The 19,724-nt window shown below is 29.3% G+C and carries 17 protein-coding genes; 16 read left to right on the top strand and 1 reads right to left on the bottom strand.

The window, feature by feature from the left end; translation table 11 throughout:
• Positions 1-6: 6 nt before the first annotated feature.
• The 16 genes from KQI41_RS14255 to hemL all read left to right on the top strand — a co-directional run bounded on the left by KQI41_RS14255 (position 7) and on the right by hemL (position 18,551).
• Positions 7-1,779 carry an ABC transporter ATP-binding protein gene (locus KQI41_RS14255; RefSeq protein ID WP_195837894.1) on the top strand — a complete coding sequence of 591 codons (1,773 nt, stop codon included), beginning with the start codon at positions 7-9 and terminating at the stop codon, positions 1,777-1,779.
• Complete coding sequence (locus KQI41_RS14250; RefSeq protein WP_154438706.1) at positions 1,769-2,611, top strand: carbohydrate ABC transporter permease; 843 nt, start codon at positions 1,769-1,771, stop codon at positions 2,609-2,611. The genes KQI41_RS14255 and KQI41_RS14250 overlap by 11 nt, the downstream gene beginning before the upstream one ends.
• A gap of 10 nt (positions 2,612-2,621) precedes the next feature.
• The gene (locus KQI41_RS14245) at positions 2,622-3,863 is read left to right on the top strand and encodes a carbohydrate ABC transporter permease (RefSeq protein WP_154438704.1); all 1,242 of its coding nucleotides are present in this window, start codon (positions 2,622-2,624) and stop codon (positions 3,861-3,863) included.
• Positions 3,853-4,716, top strand: coding sequence for a hypothetical protein (locus KQI41_RS14240; protein ID WP_154438702.1), 864 nt, complete (start codon positions 3,853-3,855; stop codon positions 4,714-4,716). The genes KQI41_RS14245 and KQI41_RS14240 overlap by 11 nt, the downstream gene beginning before the upstream one ends.
• Positions 4,697-5,797: an ABC transporter ATP-binding protein gene (locus KQI41_RS14235; RefSeq protein WP_216585514.1), complete on the top strand. Its 1,101-nt coding sequence runs from the start codon at positions 4,697-4,699 to the stop codon at positions 5,795-5,797. Before KQI41_RS14240 ends, KQI41_RS14235 begins: the two co-directional genes overlap by 20 nt.
• Positions 5,798-6,083: 286 nt before the next feature.
• Positions 6,084-6,401: a hypothetical protein gene (locus KQI41_RS14230; protein WP_154438698.1), complete on the top strand. Its 318-nt coding sequence runs from the start codon at positions 6,084-6,086 to the stop codon at positions 6,399-6,401.
• Between the two features lie 162 nt (positions 6,402-6,563).
• Positions 6,564-6,791, top strand: coding sequence for a hypothetical protein (locus tag KQI41_RS14225; protein ID WP_154438696.1), 228 nt, complete (start codon positions 6,564-6,566; stop codon positions 6,789-6,791).
• Between the two features lie 59 nt (positions 6,792-6,850).
• Positions 6,851-7,489: a YidC/Oxa1 family membrane protein insertase gene (locus KQI41_RS14220; protein ID WP_216585513.1), complete on the top strand. Its 639-nt coding sequence runs from the start codon at positions 6,851-6,853 to the stop codon at positions 7,487-7,489.
• Positions 7,490-7,622: 133 nt separating this feature from the next.
• Positions 7,623-9,842: a DNA helicase PcrA gene (gene pcrA, locus KQI41_RS14215; protein WP_216585512.1), complete on the top strand. Its 2,220-nt coding sequence runs from the start codon at positions 7,623-7,625 to the stop codon at positions 9,840-9,842.
• Positions 9,843-9,846: 4 nt separating this feature from the next.
• Positions 9,847-11,838 (top strand): NAD-dependent DNA ligase LigA, encoded by a 1,992-nt coding sequence (gene ligA, locus KQI41_RS14210; protein ID WP_216585511.1) that lies wholly within the window; start codon positions 9,847-9,849, stop codon positions 11,836-11,838.
• Between the two features lie 180 nt (positions 11,839-12,018).
• Positions 12,019-13,251 (top strand): glutamyl-tRNA reductase, encoded by a 1,233-nt coding sequence (gene hemA, locus KQI41_RS14205; RefSeq protein WP_154438690.1) that lies wholly within the window; start codon positions 12,019-12,021, stop codon positions 13,249-13,251.
• A gap of 9 nt (positions 13,252-13,260) precedes the next feature.
• The gene (locus KQI41_RS14200; RefSeq protein ID WP_154438688.1) at positions 13,261-13,857 is read left to right on the top strand and encodes a precorrin-2 dehydrogenase/sirohydrochlorin ferrochelatase family protein; all 597 of its coding nucleotides are present in this window, start codon (positions 13,261-13,263) and stop codon (positions 13,855-13,857) included.
• 22 nt (positions 13,858-13,879) lie between these two features.
• Positions 13,880-14,788, top strand: coding sequence for a hydroxymethylbilane synthase (gene hemC / locus KQI41_RS14195; RefSeq protein ID WP_154438686.1), 909 nt, complete (start codon positions 13,880-13,882; stop codon positions 14,786-14,788).
• Complete coding sequence (gene cobA, locus KQI41_RS14190) at positions 14,778-16,277, top strand: uroporphyrinogen-III C-methyltransferase (protein WP_154438684.1); 1,500 nt, start codon at positions 14,778-14,780, stop codon at positions 16,275-16,277. The genes hemC and cobA overlap by 11 nt, the downstream gene beginning before the upstream one ends.
• A 4-nt stretch (positions 16,278-16,281) precedes the next feature.
• A complete protein-coding gene (gene hemB / locus KQI41_RS14185) occupies positions 16,282-17,241 on the top strand; it encodes a porphobilinogen synthase (RefSeq protein WP_216585510.1) in 960 nt (319 codons plus the stop codon).
• A 20-nt stretch (positions 17,242-17,261) separates the two neighbouring features.
• Entirely contained in the window at positions 17,262-18,551 is a 1,290-nt protein-coding gene (gene hemL / locus KQI41_RS14180; RefSeq protein WP_154438682.1) for a glutamate-1-semialdehyde 2,1-aminomutase, read from the top strand.
• 34 nt (positions 18,552-18,585) lie between these two features.
• On the opposite strand, the gene KQI41_RS14175 is transcribed toward hemL, so the two are convergent.
• Complete coding sequence (locus KQI41_RS14175) at positions 18,586-19,620, bottom strand: YeiH family protein (RefSeq protein WP_154438680.1); 1,035 nt, start codon at positions 19,618-19,620, stop codon at positions 18,586-18,588.
• Positions 19,621-19,724 lie beyond the last annotated feature (104 nt).

Genomic DNA, 19,724 nt, shown 5'->3' with positions numbered 1-19,724 from the left:
TCAAAAATGAATATAAATAAAACTGATAGAGAAAAATTAAAATGGTTTTTTAAAAAATATATTTATATAGGTAAGACACATTTGATTTTAATTATAGGATTAATATTTATAGGATCCTTGGTTGCAAATATAAGTCCATATTTATATGGAAAAATTTTAGATAGTATTACATTAGGAGACATGGATTTTTTAATTAAGCTGATTATAATTTATTTTTTCATAATCATATTCACTAATTTATTAAGTATGTTAGAAGGCTATGTGGGAAAAGTCGTTAATTTTAGGTTATCTAAGAATGCACAAATAGAGTTATTTGATAAGATAATAAGAATGAGGACTTTAGCATATAACAAATATGAGGTTGGAGAATTGATCTCACGTTTAAACGGAGATACTGATAGTATAGTTTCTTTTGGAATAAATCTAATTACTAACACTCTTCATATAGTTATTAATATGATAGTTTCTCTATACTTTGTGATAGTCATCTCTATACGTCTATCTTCCGTTGCAATATTTTATATACCTATGACCTTTTTAGTTACTTATTTTGCTAGAAAATATTTTAAAGAACTGACTGAACAAAGAAAAAAGTTTAGCGATAAGTATTTTAGTTTTCAGAATGAAATGTTTTCAAATAATACAGGAATTAAAAGTTTTCAGTTAGAGAATAAAATCAATGATAAATATAAGAGTTTTATTGAAAATGAATTTAATCTTTTAAAAAGATCTATACATTTGGGAAATATTATACAGTTGGCTAATAGCTTAATTATCACGATTTCGTCTCTATACATAATATATTTATCTGCTCTATTGATAAATGATGGAATTCTAACAATTGGTTTGATGGTATCTTTTAACACCTATATAAATAAATTATTTTCATCTATATCACAGGTATTTAGTATAAATATTAGCTTACAAGAGGTAATGGTATCTTTAAATAGGATTATTGAAGTAATGAGTGAGGAGTCTGAGGATAGTAACGAATTAATATTTGAAAAATACAATGATCCTACATTGAAATGCGTAGATATGATATTCTCTTATGGAGATGAAAAAGAAAATGTTTTAAGGGATATGACAATTAATATTGATAAATTTGGTTTATACAGTATCGTTGGTTCAAATGGATGTGGAAAAAGTACATTTGCGAAATTGCTAATAAAACTCTATGATATTAGGTCAGGCAATATTTTTATAAATGGATTAGATTATTTTGAGTTTTCATATAACTTTATAAGAAGTAATATTACTTATGTTCAAAAAGAAGAATTTTTTTTTAATGATACAATTATAAATAACATAAGGTTGGCTAGTGAATTCTTAAAAGAAGAAGATATAGAAATGATGTGTAAAAAGGTGGGAGTAGATGAATTTATAAAAACTTTACCTGAAGGATATAGGACTATTATAGGTGAGGGTGGATATACACTATCGAGTGGGCAAAAACAAAAGTTAAGCATAGCTCGTGCATTACTTAGAGATACGCCAATATATATCTTTGATGAAGTTACGGCAAATCTTGATGGTAAGGCTGAAAAAGATATTATGAGGATTATGAAGGAATATAGTAAATCATCTATTATATTATTTATTAGTCATAAGATATCGTCTATCATGGATAGCCATAAAATATTTGTTTTTGACGATGGTAGAGTTATGGATAGTGGAAGCCATGATTATTTAATAAAGAATAACCAGATGTATAATGAGCTATTTAAAAATAGAGAGATAAGTATACAGTTGAAAGGAGTTGAGAAGATTGGAGGATAAAAAGTTTTATGGATGGTATTTTATTCTCCCAAGCTTAATAGGAGTATTGATATTTTATATCATACCATTTTTTTTAAGTTTATATTATACATTTACAAAAGGTATATCTACAGTTCAATTTGTTGGGTTGGATAATTTTAAAGAGCTCTTCAATAATCCTGCTTTTATATTAGCGTCAAAAAATACTTTAACTTTTATTATTATAGGTGTTCCTATTGTAACTATGCTTTCATTATTTTTAAGTCTTATGATGGCAGAAAAGTTATATCGATTTCCGAGATGGGCAATGCTATCTCCCATGATTGTACCAGTTGCATCTGCTCTTATGGGTTGGGAAGTTGTATTTGGAAATAATGGCATGATGAATAAGATATTAGTTTTTTTTAGTAGACAGCCAATTTCCTTTTTTGGTGAGGATAATGCTATGAAAATTCTAATACTAATTTATATAATCAAAAATACAGGATATATGATAGTTATCTTTACGGGAGCAATTTCATCATTAGAAAAAGAATATAAAGAAGCATTTTTATTAGATTCTAACTCTAGTATAAAATATGCTTTTAAAATAGTAATACCATTAATAGCTCCAATTATATTTTTTGTTGTAATCTTAAGTATAATTAATTCATTTCTAATGTTTCGTGAAGTCTACGCCTTATATGGAGATATACCACCAAATACAGTATATTTGCTACAAAACTTTATGAATAATAATTTTTATAAGCTAAATTATCAGAGGTTAAGTACAGCTGCATTTATACTTGTTATGGGAATTTCAATACTTATAATAGCTTTTTTAAGGTTTCAAGAGAAACACTTGGATCATTAGGAGGGATAACATGGCTAAAAAGATACTTAAAAATTTATTTATTTATATCTTTTCTTTGATCTGCATCCTTCCAATGATGATTATGATAGTTTATTCCTTTAAAGGTATAGATGGAAATTTTTCTTTTGTACAATACGGAAGGGCTTTATTCCAGAGGGAAGATTTTTTTATAGGATTTTGGAACTCCATAATGTATACATTTGTGATTATAGGTATTAATATCCCTTTATCACTTCTTAGTGCTTATGGTTTTAGTAGATTCAAATTTAAGACAAAGGGTATTTTATATTGCCTTTATATTATATTAATGCTTATGCCTTTTCAAGCCACAATTGTAGCTCAATATCTTACTCTAAAAGCATTAAAAATAATAGATAAACCTATGGCTGTAATGATACCCAATATATTTTCTACATTTGGAACTATATTAATGGCACAGCATATGAGAGGAATAAATAAGGAAATTCTTGATGCAGGTAGAATAGATGGATTTGGAGAATTTAGACTATTTTTACAAATAGTACTGCCAGTTTGCAAATCACTGGTTTATGCACTTACTGTATTAATTTTTGTAAATTATTGGTCCATGGTAGAGCAACCCCTGGTATTTATTAAGGATACTGCTGATATGCCATTATCTGTTACATTAAATGCTAGTAAAAGATTTAGAGATATAGGATTTGCTTGTGGAACATTATTTAGTATATTGCCTATTCTTTTATATCAGTTTTCATATGATGATTTAGTGAATGGTATAAGTATTAAGGGCGGTGTCAAAGTAGAAAGCTTAGATAATAGAGAAGAACAGGGAAAAAATAAAAAAATCATTTCTAAGATTATTGTTGTTTTCATGATTTCTATGGGGATATTTACATTATTTACTCAAAAGATCAGTTATATGATGACACCTAATGTAGAGGTAGCACAAGTAAAAAGTGGAGATTTAAAGTCAAATCCAAGTGACTCCAGAAGTAAATCATTAGGATATTACACAAATATAGTACCTAATTCTTGTATTCATCAAGAAGGTTCTGATAGTGTTATATATGCTATTATGAAAGAGAAATCTAAGAGTCAAAGAGATGAAGTTGTGAAAATAGTAGTGACTGTAATTGAAAGTAATGGAATCGAAGCAGCAATTCAAGGTGGTTTTTCTTCTGATACCCAAATTATTGAAAGAACTACAAAACCACTCATTGATGGAATGATTGTGAGAGTATCAGATAATAGAGGTGCTATTCATGGAGAATAAAAAAAGAATTATATTAATTATAGTACTTATATTTATACTGTCAGCTATATTTTTATATCAGAAGAGCTTAATTACTGATTTTTCTTTGAAACCAGAAAGAGTGGAGTTATTATTTGATATGAATAGAGAGATTCTACCTTTTATTTTATTAGAAGAACAATATATAAGTGAAAAGTATGATATTAGATATGAGTATGAAAAAGATAATCTAGATAATCATATTTATATAATTTCTATACAAAAAACTGTGAATATTGAAGACGAATTTTTTAAAGATCGGTTTATAGATTATTTAAAAATTAGAGTTCCAGAAATAGATGAAGAAACATTAAATATAACAGACTATTCTGATACTAATAGAATCCTTATGGAGTGGCATAAAGGAATTAAGCTATTTATAGTTTCTTTATTATTTATATTAATAGCAATAATCCTAGTAAGGAGGATAAAAGTTATAATTAAAAGTGTAAAGAAAGAGCTTAAGATATATTATTTTAAAGAAATTATACATTTAAGAATAAGCCAAATACTTGAAGAGGCTATTAAACTTGTATTATTAATATTTAGTGAAATATTTTTATTACAATGGATTATAAAATTTCAATTCAATATTCCTGGAAGATTTTTACCAGTCAATGACATTTTTGATCGTGAATTTTATCGAAATATAAATAATACTACAAAAGTGAATCTGAGTAGTTATGGGGACTTTTATAATATGACCTTATATAAAGTAAGACTACTTACTTTTGGATTTCTTATTTTAGGTATACTAACATTTTTGCTTATAATAACAATGTTCAATAGCAAAGAACCAAAAGGAGGAGACGAAATTGGGAAAAGTAGTATTTAAAAATATAAAGAAAATATATCCTGGAAATGTAATTGCAGTAGAGGACTTTAATCTTGAGATAGAAGATAAAGAGTTTATTGTATTGATTGGTCCCTCTGGGTGTGGAAAATCTACAGTTCTTAGAATGTTAGCGGGTCTTGAAGATATTACTGCCGGGGAATTATTTATAGATGGCAAAAAGGTTAATAAAGTTGTGCCAAAGAATAGAGATATAGCAATGGTATTTCAAAATTATGCTCTTTATCCTCATATGACAGTTTATGAAAATATGGCAATAGGTTTAAAACTTAGGAAGATACCAAAGATGGAAATTGATTCAAAGATTAGATTTGTAGCAAAATTAATTAAGATTGAGGAATTACTAGATAGAAAGCCTAAGGCATTATCAGGAGGACAGCAGCAAAGAGTAGCCTTGGGAAGGGCTATCGTAAGAAATCCTAATGTGTTCTTAATGGATGAACCACTATCAAACTTAGATGCTAAGTTAAGGGTACAAATGAGAACAGAAATAATAAAACTCCATAAAGAACTCTCCGCCACCTTTATATATGTAACCCACGATCAGACAGAAGCCATGACTATGGGAACAAAGATTGTAGTAATGAAGGATGGAGTGGTTCAACAAGTTGCAAGTCCAATGGAAATTTATGATAATCCCGTGAATATTTTTGTTGCAGGCTTCATAGGAATACCACAGATGAATTTTATAGATGTAAAAATAGTAATGGATAATGAAAATACTTATATGAGATCTGGAAATAAAGAACTAAATTTTAAAATTTCAAAGTCTTTCTTAAATATAGATTGGCAATCTGATGAAATGATTTTAGGGATTAGACCTGAACATATTCATATTGAACCAATTCAAAACTCTATAGAGCTTGTAGGTACAGTAGATATTGTTGAACATATGGGAGCGGAAACTTATATTCATATTCAAATTGGTGATGAGAAACTAATTATAAGAGTACCTTATGAATTGAATAAAAACGTAGAAGATAAAATTAAAATTTTTATAGATGAGACTAAACTATATCTATTTGATAAAACTAACCATAAATTAGTATGCAGACTATATTAAATAATCATAAGAAAGTTTTTAAAAGTTAATCCATAGCAGAAGATATAAATTTTTAAGAAAAAATAGGTCTGAAGACTAAAAATACTTGATTTATCCTTATATGAAAAGCTTTATATTATAAATTATCAAGAGCTTATATTAAAGACTGTGGAAATGTGACTGATACACGTAAAGACCCATAGGGAATCATATTAAGATTCAATTATTTATTGTATGATATTTATTTTTAATATATAATTGCATTTAAGGATAGAATGTAGAATAGGGATAAGGGGAGGTTATGATTATGACCAACGAAGAGTTCCAGATATTAGTATTGGAAAAGTTAGGAAACCTAGAAGAAGGACAGAAAGGTCTAGAAGAAAAGGTAACTAATCTAGAGGAAAAGGCAACTAACCTAGAAGGAAAAGTGGTAGGGTTGGAAGAAGGACAAAAACAAATCATTACAAAACTAGATGCTGTAGTAGAGCAGACTACGGATTTGACAGAATTTAAATACGAAGTAAAGGAAGAATTAGCAGAAATTAAAGCAAATATATCAAGAATAGAGATAGCTACTGCTGATAACTGGAGTGATATAGCAAGATTAAAGGCAGCTAGATAATATAATTGAAAGAGCTCATTATGAGTTCTTTTTTATAAAGTTTTAGATTTTCAAACTATATTTTAAATGATTAGAAGTAGTAAAAGTATGATATATAAGTTGTAGATATATTATCCATATTGTATAATGTTAACATAACTCATTTTAAAAGGAGTTTTTAACATGGATTTTGATTACTTATCATTTTTAAGTTTCATGATGTTCTTTGTATGTTTTATATCCATAGGATATATTGCATTAAGAGCTTTTAAGGTTCAGCTTCCATATACCACTATTAGTTGCTATGGCATTGGGAGAAGTAAGTTTTTAGATTATAATATATATCTAGATATAACTGATTACAGAACCTATGAAAAATATCAAATATGGAGATTTTACTTTCCAGATTAAACATGGATATGATTAATGACTCGAGTTTAAAAATACTATTTCGAGAGGATGAATTTTTCATGTCTAATTTACTAATCGGTGTTTTAAATATACTATTTAACTTTACTAATGACTGGGGTTTGGCAATAGTAGCATTAACTATATTAGTTAAAATTTTGTTGATACCCTTATCTATAAAACAAAAAACAGCCATATTAAACCAGCAAAATCTTACATCAGAGATTAATGAAATAAAGAAAAAATATAAAGATAATGAAATAAAAATGAATGAAGAGTTAGGTAAATACTATAGCCAAAATGGTTTCAAATTTTTTGGTGTTTTTATAGGTCTACTTCAAATCCCAATATTGATAACTTTGTTTAATGTTATTAGGGGTAATAGTATAGATGCAGGTTCTATATTAGTTCCATGGGTTTCAAGTCTAAAAGCTTATGACCATAACTATATAATTCCTATACTGTATGCTTTGGTTTCCATAAGTCCCAATTTATTAAATTACATTGGAGTTTTGAGAAAGTTTGATGAAAGTAAACCTTTAAAACAAAATATAATAAGTGTTATTATTATCTCCATAATCATAACATCTAGAAGTCCTGTAGCTATAGGTATATATTTAATAACCAGTAGTGGTATATCATTTGTTGAAGAATTGATCTATAGATTAATTATAAGAAATAAAGAATTAAAACAAATATAAATATAATAATTTATAAACACTAAAAACAAAAAGCAGCAATCTATGATTGTTGCTTTTTTGATGGAAATATCATCTTCAATACTATATAATAAATAAAGAAGAAACAAATGTTTAGAAAGGCGTGAACGGATTAATGGATTATCTAAATGGATTGAATGATAGACAAAGAGAAGCTGTATTACATACAGATGGACCACTGCTGATTTTAGCAGGTGCTGGCAGTGGAAAAACGAAAGTTGTTACTCACAAAATAGCATATTTAATCGAAGAAAAGGGAATTTTCCCGGGAAATATACTGGCAATTACTTTTACAAATAAAGCTGCTGCCGAAATGAAGGAAAGAGTTGCTAGACTTTTGTCTAATTCTGTAGAAAATATGTGGATGGGAACTTTTCACTCCATATGTGTAAGGATTTTAAGGCGAGATATTGACAAAATAGGATATAATAGATCATTTACTATATATGATAGAGATGACCAAATAACACTTATAAAAGAGTGTATAAAGGAAAAGAATCTTAATAAAGACAATTATAAGGAGTCATCAGTTTTAGCACAAATTAGTAAATTAAAAGATAGTGCAACAGACCCTAATGAATATATAAATCATAATTATAAAGATTTTTACCTAAGAAATATTGGAGAGCTATATGCACTATATCAAGAAAAACTAAAACAATATAATGCACTAGACTTTGATGACTTAATAATAAAGACAGTGGAATTATTAAGAAATAACCTAGAGGTCAGAGATTATTATCAAAGAAGATTCAAATATGTTTTTGTAGATGAGTATCAAGATACAAATAAGATTCAATATGAACTGATTAAACTACTTTCAGAAAAGCATAAGAATATTTGTGTAGTAGGTGATGAATCTCAATCAATTTATGGATGGAGGGGAGCTGATATTAGTAATATCCTGAACTTTGAAAAGGATTTTAAAGGCTCTACTACTATAATGTTGGAACAAAACTATAGGTCTACACAAAAAATACTTAATTTAGCAAACAGAGTTATTCGCCATAATTCTGAGAGAAAAGATAAGAATCTATGGACAGATAATCAGGAAGGAGATCCTATATGCTACGAGGAAATGTCTGACTCAGAAGATGAGGCTTTATTTGTAGGTGGTAAAATAGATGAATTAATAAGGAATGAACATAATCTATCTGATATTGCAATTCTCTATAGAACCAATGCTCAGTCTCGTTCTTTTGAGGATTGCTTCATAAGAAAAAATATTCCTTATAAAATTGTAGGAGGACTTAAATTCTACGATAGAAAAGAAATAAAAGATATAGTAGCATATTTAAAAGTACTGGAAAACCCATTAGATAATATTTCCCTAAAGAGAATAATCAATGTGCCAAAGAGAGGGGTAGGTAATGCTACTATAGATAAATTGGAAGAAATTGCCCTTAGAAATAATGATTCAATCTATGGAGTTTTATTATCTTTAGATAGTATAGACGAGCTAAACAATAGGGCAAAAAACAGCCTAAAACCTTTCATAGATATGATGAGTATGCTTATGGCTAAAAAGGAAACAATGGGAATAAAAGAATTTATAGAAGAGGTTATTGATTCTACAGGATATATAAAGGAATTAGAAAAGGAAAATACCATAGAGGCTCAAACGAGAATCGACAATATAAAGGAGTTTATTTCTGTTGCAATTGATTTTGAAATGCGAATGGGAGAAAGTAATCTAGAAGAGTTTCTAGGAAATGTAGCATTGCTTTCAGATGTAGATAAGACTGCCGATAATACAAATGTAGTCACTATGATGACGGTACACAGTGCTAAAGGATTAGAGTTTCCAGTTGTATTTTTAGTTGGTATGGAAGAAGGGTTATTTCCCATAACTAGATCCTTAGAAAGTGAATCTGAATTAGAGGAAGAAAGAAGACTCTGTTATGTTGCTGTAACTAGGGCAGAAAAACTTTTATATATAACCAATGCAAAAATAAGGACAATTTATGGTAATGTCAATTATACTTTACCTTCAAGATTTATTGCTGAAATGGGAGATGCCATAGAGAGAAAAGAAAAAGAAAGTCTAAGGGAACAACTTGTATCTGTAAAGGATTTAACAACAACTAAAAAAGAAGTATTTAAAAAAGAAACTTTTATGGGTAATCCATTTACTATACAAGCTAAAGCTGAACCAAGGACAGATGTAAGCCAAGATGTAAATATAGGTGATAAGGTAAAGCATAAAAAATTTGGAATAGGTACTATAGTTCAAGTGAAAGATAGGGATAATGACAAAGAGCTGGTTATATCCTTTGATGGTCAAGGACTAAAACGATTACTACTTTCCATTGCTCCTATAGAAATAATGAGGTGATTTTGTGAATGAAGAAAAAAGAATAGATGAACTTATTGAAATAATAGATGATTTGAATTATCACTATTATACATTAGATGAACCTAGAGTAAGTGATAAGGAATATGATTTATTATATGATGAATTAGTCCATTTAGAGAAAATAACAGGAATAGTCCATTCCTATTCTCCAACTCAAAGAGTCGGTGGAGATATAGTAGATAAATTTGAAAAACATATTCACTTAGGTAGGTTATGGAGTTTAGACAAAAGCCAAAGTGTAGGAGAACTAATTAATTGGGATAATAGGGTCAGAAAATTAATAGAAGATTATAATAGAGAAAATGTAGATAAATTGCCAGAGCCAAAATATATAATTGAATATAAATTTGATGGACTGACTATAAATCTTACCTATAGAGATGGATTTCTTGTACAAGGTGCTACTAGAGGTAATGGAGTGGTTGGAGAGGCTATTTTACCTCAACTTAAAACTATAAAATCTATTCCAATAAAGATAGATTTCAAAGGAACTATGGAAGTACATGGAGAAGGGTTAATGCCATTATCTGCATTGGAGAAATATAATAGAACGGCAACTGAGCCTTTAAAGAATGCTAGAAATGCAGCAGCGGGAGCTTTACGAAACTTGGATTCAAAGGTAACAGCAGAAAGAAATCTTACAGCTTATTTTTATAATATTGCATATATAGAAGGAAAGACTTTTCAAAAGCATATGGAAATATTGGAATTTCTAAAAGAAAATAGGTTCCCTGTATTTCCATATGCTAAAGAATTTGATTCCATAGATGGAGTAATTGAAGAAATAGAAATTATAAAAGAAGAAAGGCACAACTTAGACCTTTTGACAGATGGATTAGTTATAAAAATAGATGATATAAGAACTAGAGAAGTCTTAGGTTTTACCAATAAGTTCCCTAGATGGGCAATGGCATATAAATTTGAGGCAGAAGAAACAACTACAAAACTTCTAAAAGTAGTATGGAATGTGGGAAGAACATCTAAGGTAACACCTACAGCCTTACTGGAACCAGTGGATATTGGTGGTGTTACAGTTAGAAGAGCTACATTAAATAACTATGATGATATTTTGCGAAAGGGGGTTAGGGTAAATTCAAAGGTTCTTATTAGAAGGTCCAATGATGTTATTCCAGAAATACTTGGAACTTTAGAAACTGATGAAGAGACCTTTGAAATAGAAAAACCAACTCATTGCCCAGCTTGTAACTCTGAGTTAATACAGAATGGAGTTCATATATTCTGTCCAAACTCACTTTCTTGTAAGCCTCAATTAGTATCTAGATTAGTTCACTTTGCAAGTCGAGATGCTATGAATATAGAAGGATTTAGTGAAAAAACGGCAGAAAAGCTATTGGATGAATTAAATATAGTGGATTTGCCAGAGATATATGAAGTAAAATATGAAGACTTGATTAATTTAGAAGGATTTAAGGAAAAGAAAACAAACAATTTATTAGAGGCAATAGAAAGATCAAAACATATAGATTTAGGTTCTTTTATATATGCTTTAGGAATAAATAACGTTGGAATAAAGACAGCAAACGATTTAGCAAACCATTTTAAATCTTTAAATAACCTTAAAAATGCAAGCCATGAAGAATTAATAACAGTAGGAGAAGTTGGGGAAATCATTGCCAATAGTATATTGGAATTTTTTCATGATGATAGGATACTGGAAAGTCTTGATAAACTATTGTCTGAAGGAGTAAATCCATATTTTGAAGAAGTAGAAAAAGAAAAATCTATATTTACAGATAAAACTGTAGTGATTACAGGAACCATAGAAGGAATTAGCAGAAATGAGATAAAGGATATGGTAGAGAAAATGGGTGGTAAAGTAACAGGCTCTGTTAGTAAAAAAACTGACTATGTAATTGTAGGAGAAGACCCAGGGTCGAAGTATGATAAAGCTGTGGAACTAGGAATTCAAATAGTTAGAGTTAGTAATGGAGAGTTTATAGTTCAAAACCAATAAAAAATGTATAATTCAAGACCTTCATATCAGCTCATGAAGGTCTTGTGCATTATTATATATATCAATGATAGATATAACAATATACATTACATAAAGTCTTGTTAAATATTAGATTTTACAATATGATAGAATTAGAATAAAATTAAGAATAAAGGTAAATTCAAAGGTAGGAGGATGAGGATGGAAGTTGCAGTAATAGGAATAAATCATAATAATTCTCCAATACAAGTTAGGGAAGTATTTTCTTTTACTGAGTCTATGAAAATCGAAGGAGCAGATTTAATACTAGATAAATCTAGTAAAGAATTAATAATTATTTCTACTTGTAATAGAAGTGAAATATATATAGCCAGTGAAGATATAGAAAACTCCGTTAAAGAAGTAATAGAGTTTTATAAGGAATTTTTCAATTCTCCTAAGGCTGAAGACTATATATTTGTCAAAAATGGAAAGGAAGCAGTTATTCATTTATATATGGTATCAGCAGGACTAGATTCTATGATACTAGGTGAAGATCAGATATTAGGGCAAATAAGAGATGCTATGAATTTTTCCATGGAACTGGGATTTAGTAAAAAGGTCTTAAACAGATTATTTATGGATGCAATATGTGAAGGGAAGAAAATAAGGAATCTTTTAAAGATATCTGAAATACCCTTATCAACTAGCTATATAGGTATAAATCTTTTGAAAAAAGAAATAGGTTCTTTAAAAGATAAAAAAGCTCTTGTAATAGGTACAGGAAAAATGAGTACATTGGCAATTAGATACTTATATGAGGAAGATTTGAAAGAGATTTATTTAACTAATAGAACCTATGAAAAGATGAAGGAAATATTTAAGGAATTTAATAATTTAATAGCAATAAAATATGAAGAGAGATATGAAGTAATAGAAGATGTAGATATTTTAATTACAGCAACTTCTGCACCTCATACTATTATAATGAAAGAACATATGAAAAAGAGAAATAAAAAAATATATATATTAGATTTAGCCCTTCCCAGAGATGTAGACTCCGCAGTTGGAGAAGATGAAAATATAATATTATATCACAATGATGATTTACAAAGAGTATCAGAAATGAACTTATTAAGAAGAAAAAGACTTTCAGAACAGGCTATAGAAATTATTAATTCTGATGTGGATAAGTATATGGAGTGGATAAATACCATAAATGTAGACCCCATTATAGAATCTTTAAATAATAGATGTAACTCCATAAAGGAAGAAACTATGAACTATATTAATCGGAAGGTAGATTTAAATAAGAGAGATCAAAAAATAGTAGATAAAATGGTTATGTCTGCTTTAAAAAAGATCATAAGAGAACCTATAAAAGCTTTAAAACAAATAAACAATGAAGATTCAGAAGAATATATAGAAGTAATGAAAAAAATCTTTGAAATATAGAGGTGATCTATGTTTTATCCAATAATGTTAAAAATTGAAAATAAGTTAATTGTTGTAGTAGGTGGTGGACAAGTAGCCCATAGGAAAGTAAAAAAACTTTTAGAATTTGGTGGAACTGTAAGAGTGGTAAGTCCTAAGATTATTGATGAATTTAAAGATCTACAGAAAGAATATAAAGAAAACATTGAATTTATATATGATATTTATAATAAAAAATATATTAAAGATAGCCATTTAGTAATAGGTGCCACATCTTCTAGAAATATAAATGAGGAAATAGCAAGGGATTGTAATAGTTTAAATATATTAGTTAATATAGTAGATAGCAAAGATGATTCCGACTTTATTACACCATCTATTATAAATAATGATAATTTAACGATTTCTATTTCCACCTTAGGCAGCTTTCCTTACTTGAGTAAAAAAATCAGAATAGATATGGAAAAAAAATATAAGAAATTTGACAAGGAGTATATGATTATCTTAGAAGAAATACGTAGGATAACTTTAGATAATTATTCACATAAAACAAAAGAAATTATGGACAAGGCTTTAGAATTAGATATTGTTGATTTAAAAGAGTTTTTAAAGGAATTAGAAAAATAGAACCATAAGGAGCACTGATAATATGAAAATAATAGTAGGAAGTAGAGGAAGTAACCTTGCCCTAACACAGACAAATATGGTTATAGATAGTATAAAAAAAGTTCATCCAGAAATAGAATTTGAAGTTAAAGTAATAAAAACAAAGGGTGATATACTGAAGGATATACCCATAGATAAATTAGGTGGAAAGGAAATATTTATAAAGGAAATAGAAAAAGAATTATTAGATAATACAATTCATATGGCAATTCATAGTATGAAAGATATGCCAGGAGAACTTCCAAAGGGACTAAAGTTATCCTTTTCTCCAATAAGAGAGGATTATAGAGATGTATTAGTTCTGAGACAAGGACTTAAAAGCATAGATGATATACCACAGAATGGAAAAATAGGAACAGGAAGTAAAAGAAGAAAATACCAAATCTTAAAACATAGAGAAGATTTAGAAGTAGTAGGAATAAGGGGAAATATAGAAACTAGAATAAGTAAAATATATACAGAAAACTTAGATGGAGTAATATTAGCAGCAGCAGGAATTCATAGACTAGGTCTAGAACTAGGTGAAAATATGGTTTACTTAGATAAAGATATAGTTTTACCATCTCCTACTCAAGGAATTCTAGCCATTGAAATTAGGGAAGATAATCATGAATTAGAAGAAATTCTAAAAAGTATAGCCCATGAAGAAACGGGAATACAAAGTAAAGTTGAAAGAGTTTTTCTTAAAGCAGTAGGAGGAAGTTGTAATGTGCCAGTAGGAGCATATTGTGAAGTTAAAGAGGGAAAAATTCGTTTAGAAGGTTTATTAGGTACAGTAAATGGAGAAAAGTTAGTAAGAAGATACATAGAAGGGGATATAGACCAAGGAGAAGCTTTAGGGGAATCTTTAGCTAAGGAAATATTAAAAGAGGTGAATATAATTGAAGGGTAAAGTTTACCTAATAGGAGCAGGGCCAGGAGATCCAGATTTAATCACACTAAAAGGGTTATCTTACTTAGAAAAAGCAGATGTAGTAGTTTATGACAGATTAGCTAGTCCAAAGCTTTTAGATCATATTAAAAGAGACGCTAAACTTATATATGTGGGAAAAGCTTCAAAGAATCATATAAAGACTCAAGATGAAATAAATGAAATAATCTATCAAGAGGCAAAAGATGGAAATCTAGTGGTAAGACTTAAAGGTGGCGACCCCTATGTATTTGGAAGAGGGGGAGAAGAAGGCATATACCTTTATGATAGAGGAATAGAGTTTGAGGTAGTACCTGGTGTTACTTCTGCCATAGGTGGACTTTGTTATGCAGGTATACCTATTACCCATAGGGACATAGCTACATCTTTTCATGTAATTACAGGGCATTTAAAGGATGAAGAAGAGGAACTTGACTGGAAATCCTTGTCGGCTTTAAAAGGAACTCTAGTATTTTTAATGGGGGTTTCAAATTTAAAGAATATATCTGAAAACTTAATGAAAAATGGAAAGTCTAAAGACACACCAACTGCAATTATAAACTGGGGGACTACTTCAAATCAAAAAACTGTTATAGGAAGATTATCTAATATATATGATAAAGCTATAGAAGAAAACATTAAGCCACCAAGTCTAATTGTAGTAGGCGATGTAGTAGGATTAAGAGAAAAGTTGAATTTCTTTGAAAACAAGCCTTTATTGGGAAAAAACATAGTAATTACTAGGGAAAAATCTCATGCCAGTGAAACCATAAATAAGATAGAAGAACTAGGTGGAAATGTAATTTCTTTTCCAACTATAAAAGTAGAGAAAATAAGCCCAAATGAAGAATTAGATAAATCCATAATAAACATAACAAATTATTCTTACTTAATATTTACAAGTGTTAATGGAGTTAACATATTCTTTCAAAGGTTTTTCCAGTTAGGAATGGATATAAGAACTTTAGCTAATATAAAAATAGCAGCCGTAGGTTCAAAAACAGCTGCAGCCATGGGCAAATATGGAATAAATCCAGAGATAGTTCCAAATGAATTTGTAGCAGAAGGTTTAATTGATGAATTAAGTAAAGTTTTATCTAAGGAAGATAATGTGCTGATTCCTAGAGCCAAAATAGGTAGAAATGAATTAATAGATGAACTTTCTCAAATAGCCACAATAAATGATTTGAAAATATACCATACTGTAAAAGATGAAGAAAATAAAGAGAAAATAATGGATATATTAAATGACCTAGACTCTTACTATTTATTATTTACATCATCATCTACCTTTACTAACTTTAGTGAAATACTTAAAGAAGATGTTGGTCCTGCTTTGGAAAAGGGTAAGATAATATCCATAGGGCCAATAACCACTAAAACCATTGAAGAAGCAGGTTATTCTGTATATAAACAAGCTAAAGAATATACTATAGATGGTATATTAGAACTCTTAATTAAGGAGAAGTGATAAAGTGAATAGAACTAGAAGATTAAGAAAAAATCCAACCATTAGAAGTATGGTAAGAGAAACAAAATTATCCATAGATGATTTTATATATCCTTTATTTATAGTAGAAGGGGAAAATGTGAAGAAAGAAATTTCTTCTATGAAGGGAGTATATCATTTTTCAGTAGACATGGTGTTAGATGAAGTAAAGGAAATTATAGACCTAGGAATAAAATCTATACTATTATTTGGAATACCAAATAATAAGGATGAAGTTGGTTCAGAGGCTTATAGTAATAATGGAATTGTTCAGAAAGCCATAAGAGAAATAAAGAAAAATTATCCAGAAATCTACATAGTAACAGACATATGTATGTGTGAATATACATCCCATGGGCATTGTGGTATATTAGAAGACTGTGGATGTGTAGATAATGATAAGACACTTCCATACTTAGGTCAAATAGCCTTAAGTCATGTAGTGGCAGGAGCAGATATGGTAGCACCTTCAGATATGATGGATGGAAGAATAGAATATATAAGAAAGACATTAGATGAAAATGGATATTCATCTATTCCAATATTGGCTTATAGTGCCAAATATGCTTCATCCTACTATGGACCATTTAGAGAAGCTGCAGACTCTGCTCCAAGCTTTGGAGATAGAAAGTCATATCAAATGGATCCAGCTAATTCTGATGAAGCACTAAGAGAAGTAATGTACGATATAGAAGAAGGTGCAGATATGGTAATGGTAAAACCTGCTCTTTCCTATCTTGATATAATAAGAAGAGTTAAAGATAATTTTAATATTCCTATTGTAGCTTATAATGTAAGTGGAGAATATTCTATGTTAAAAAATGCAGTAGATAATAATATTGTAGGAGAAGAAGTTTTAATAGAAACCTTAACTTCAATTAAAAGAGCAGGTGCAGATATTATTATTTCATATTTTGCTAAGGATGTGGCAAAGTACCTAAAATAATCTTGAAAGGAGTATACAAGTTGAAATTTGAAAAATCAAAGGATATATATGAAGAAGGATTAAAGTACATTCCGGGTGGAGTAAATAGTCCTGTTAGAGCTTTTAAGTCAGTAGATGCTGGACCTGTATTTATAAATAAGGGGTATGGAAATAGAATAGAAGATGAAGATGGAAATACTTATATAGATTATATTGGATCTTGGGGACCAGCAATTTTGGGACACTCAAATCCACAGTTAATAGAGGGAATAGAGGATATAATCAAGGATGGATTAAGTTTTGGACTTCCTACTAAAGTTGAAGTAGATATGGCAAAACTAATTGTAGAATCATATCCAGCAATAGATATGGTGAGAATGGTTAATTCAGGTACAGAGGCTACTATGAGTGCCATAAGAGTTGCCAGAGGTTTTACAGGAAAAAATAAAATAATAAAGTTTGAAGGCTGTTATCACGGACATAGTGATTCTCTACTTGTAAAGTCAGGTTCAGGAACTATAACCTATGGAGTACCTACAAGTTTAGGGGTACCTGAAGAAATTGTAAAAAATACTATAGTATGTAGATATAATGATTTAGAAGATATAAGAAAAACCTTTGAAGAACAAGGAGAAGATATAGCTGCCATAATAGTAGAGCCTGTGGCAGGTAATATGGGATTAGTTGCTGCTGAAAAGGAATTCTTAAATGGATTAAGAAAAATAACAAAAGAATATAGTTCTTTACTTATATTTGATGAAGTAATAACAGGATTTAGAATAGCCTATGGTGGAGCTAGTGAAGTATATGGCATAGATCCAGATATAGTTTGTTTTGGTAAAATAATAGGCGGAGGATTTCCAGTGGGAGCCTATGGTGGAAAAAGAGAAATAATGGAAATAGTATCTCCATTAGGAGGAGTGTATCAGGCAGGAACACTTTCAGGAAATCCTCTTGCAATGCACATGGGATATAAAAATATTAAGTATCTTCAGGATAATAAAGATATATATGAAAAAATGGAGAAAATGGCTATTAAGCTGGAAAAAGGAATAGCTGAAAATATAGAAAAGACTGGTGTAAAAGCCACTATAGTTAGATTTAAAAATATGCTTACATTATTCTTTGGAGAAGGACCATTTAAAAACTATGATGATGTACAAAGATGCGACACAAATATGTATGCTAAATACTTTAGAGAGATGCTAAATAGGGGGATAATGCTTCCACCAGCTCAGTTTGAATGTATGTTTTTATCTACAGCATTTAATGATGAAGATTTAGATTATACAATTAAGGCAAACCTTGAATCATTAGAAAAAATAAAATAAAAACTCTGGGCTCTATGTCCCAGAGTTTTTATAATTATCCTATATAGTTAGCAAATATTGTAATAAACAATAATGTAGATATGGCTACAGCCGCCCATGTACATCCCCCTAGTATAATAGGCTTAGTCCCTTTTGTAAAAAGGTCTTTAAAATGAATTTTAAATCCAACACCGGCTAAAGCGGCAGTAATTAAAAACTTATAACCTTTTTTAAAGAACTTAGCAGAGCCTGGAACAAGATCAAATAATCCCAAAGTATTTAAAACAGCCATACCTAAAAAAATAACTATAAACCATGGAAAAACTTTCATAACAGTTTGACCTATAGATATTTGTTCTCCACTATCCTTATTTGCCTTAGATTCGTTTCTTACAGTTAAAATTGTAGCAACTATTGAAACAAGAATTAACAAACTAGTTCTTGCAAGTTTTATAGTAATAGCTAAACTTGAATCAAGATTATTTAAAACATTATAAGTTGCTTCAGCTGCAGCAACACTAGATGTGTCATTAATTGCGGCTCCTGCTAAGAAGCCAAATTGATTTGCAGTTAATCCTATGGCACCAGCTAAGTAAGGATAAACTAAAGCAGCTAAAATATCGAATAAAAATATTGCAGTCATTGCATAAGCTATTTCAGTTTCCTTAGCCTTAATAATTGAAGCAAGAGTTGCAATAGCAGTGCCACCACAGATACAGCTGCCACCACCGACTAAGGTACAAGTATTAGTAGATACATCTAACTTTTTACCTACAAAATAAGCTACGGAAAAAGATAGACAAATATTAAAAAGTAATAAAGGTAAGGCCTTAGCACCATATCCTAATACTTCTTTAAAATTAAGAGTAGCACCTGCTAAAATAATTCCCCAAGTTAAAAACTTCTTACCGGCAAAGGTTGTTCCAGATTTAAAATCTTTATCTATGGAAGGTATAATGTTTAAAATAAGCATACCAATAAATAATCCAATCATAGGAGCTCCGACTAAGTTTTGTAATCCTCCTAAATAAGTTGCTACAATAGCAATCAAAATACATAAAATTATAGCAGAAGTTTTTTTACTATTCATATTTACATCTCCTTTTAAGTAGTGTTAAAAAATAGACAAATAAGAATAAAAATAAAATTATTATCCAAAGGAAAATCTAATTTAAATTTTCCTTTGGATATTTT

The organism is Tissierella pigra (assembly GCF_018917845.1).
In the GTDB taxonomy this organism is placed as follows: Bacteria; Bacillota; Clostridia; order Tissierellales; family Tissierellaceae; genus Tissierella; species Tissierella pigra.
The sequence above is the reverse complement of the archived record's forward strand: the minus strand, read 5'-3'. Positions and strand labels throughout refer to the sequence as shown.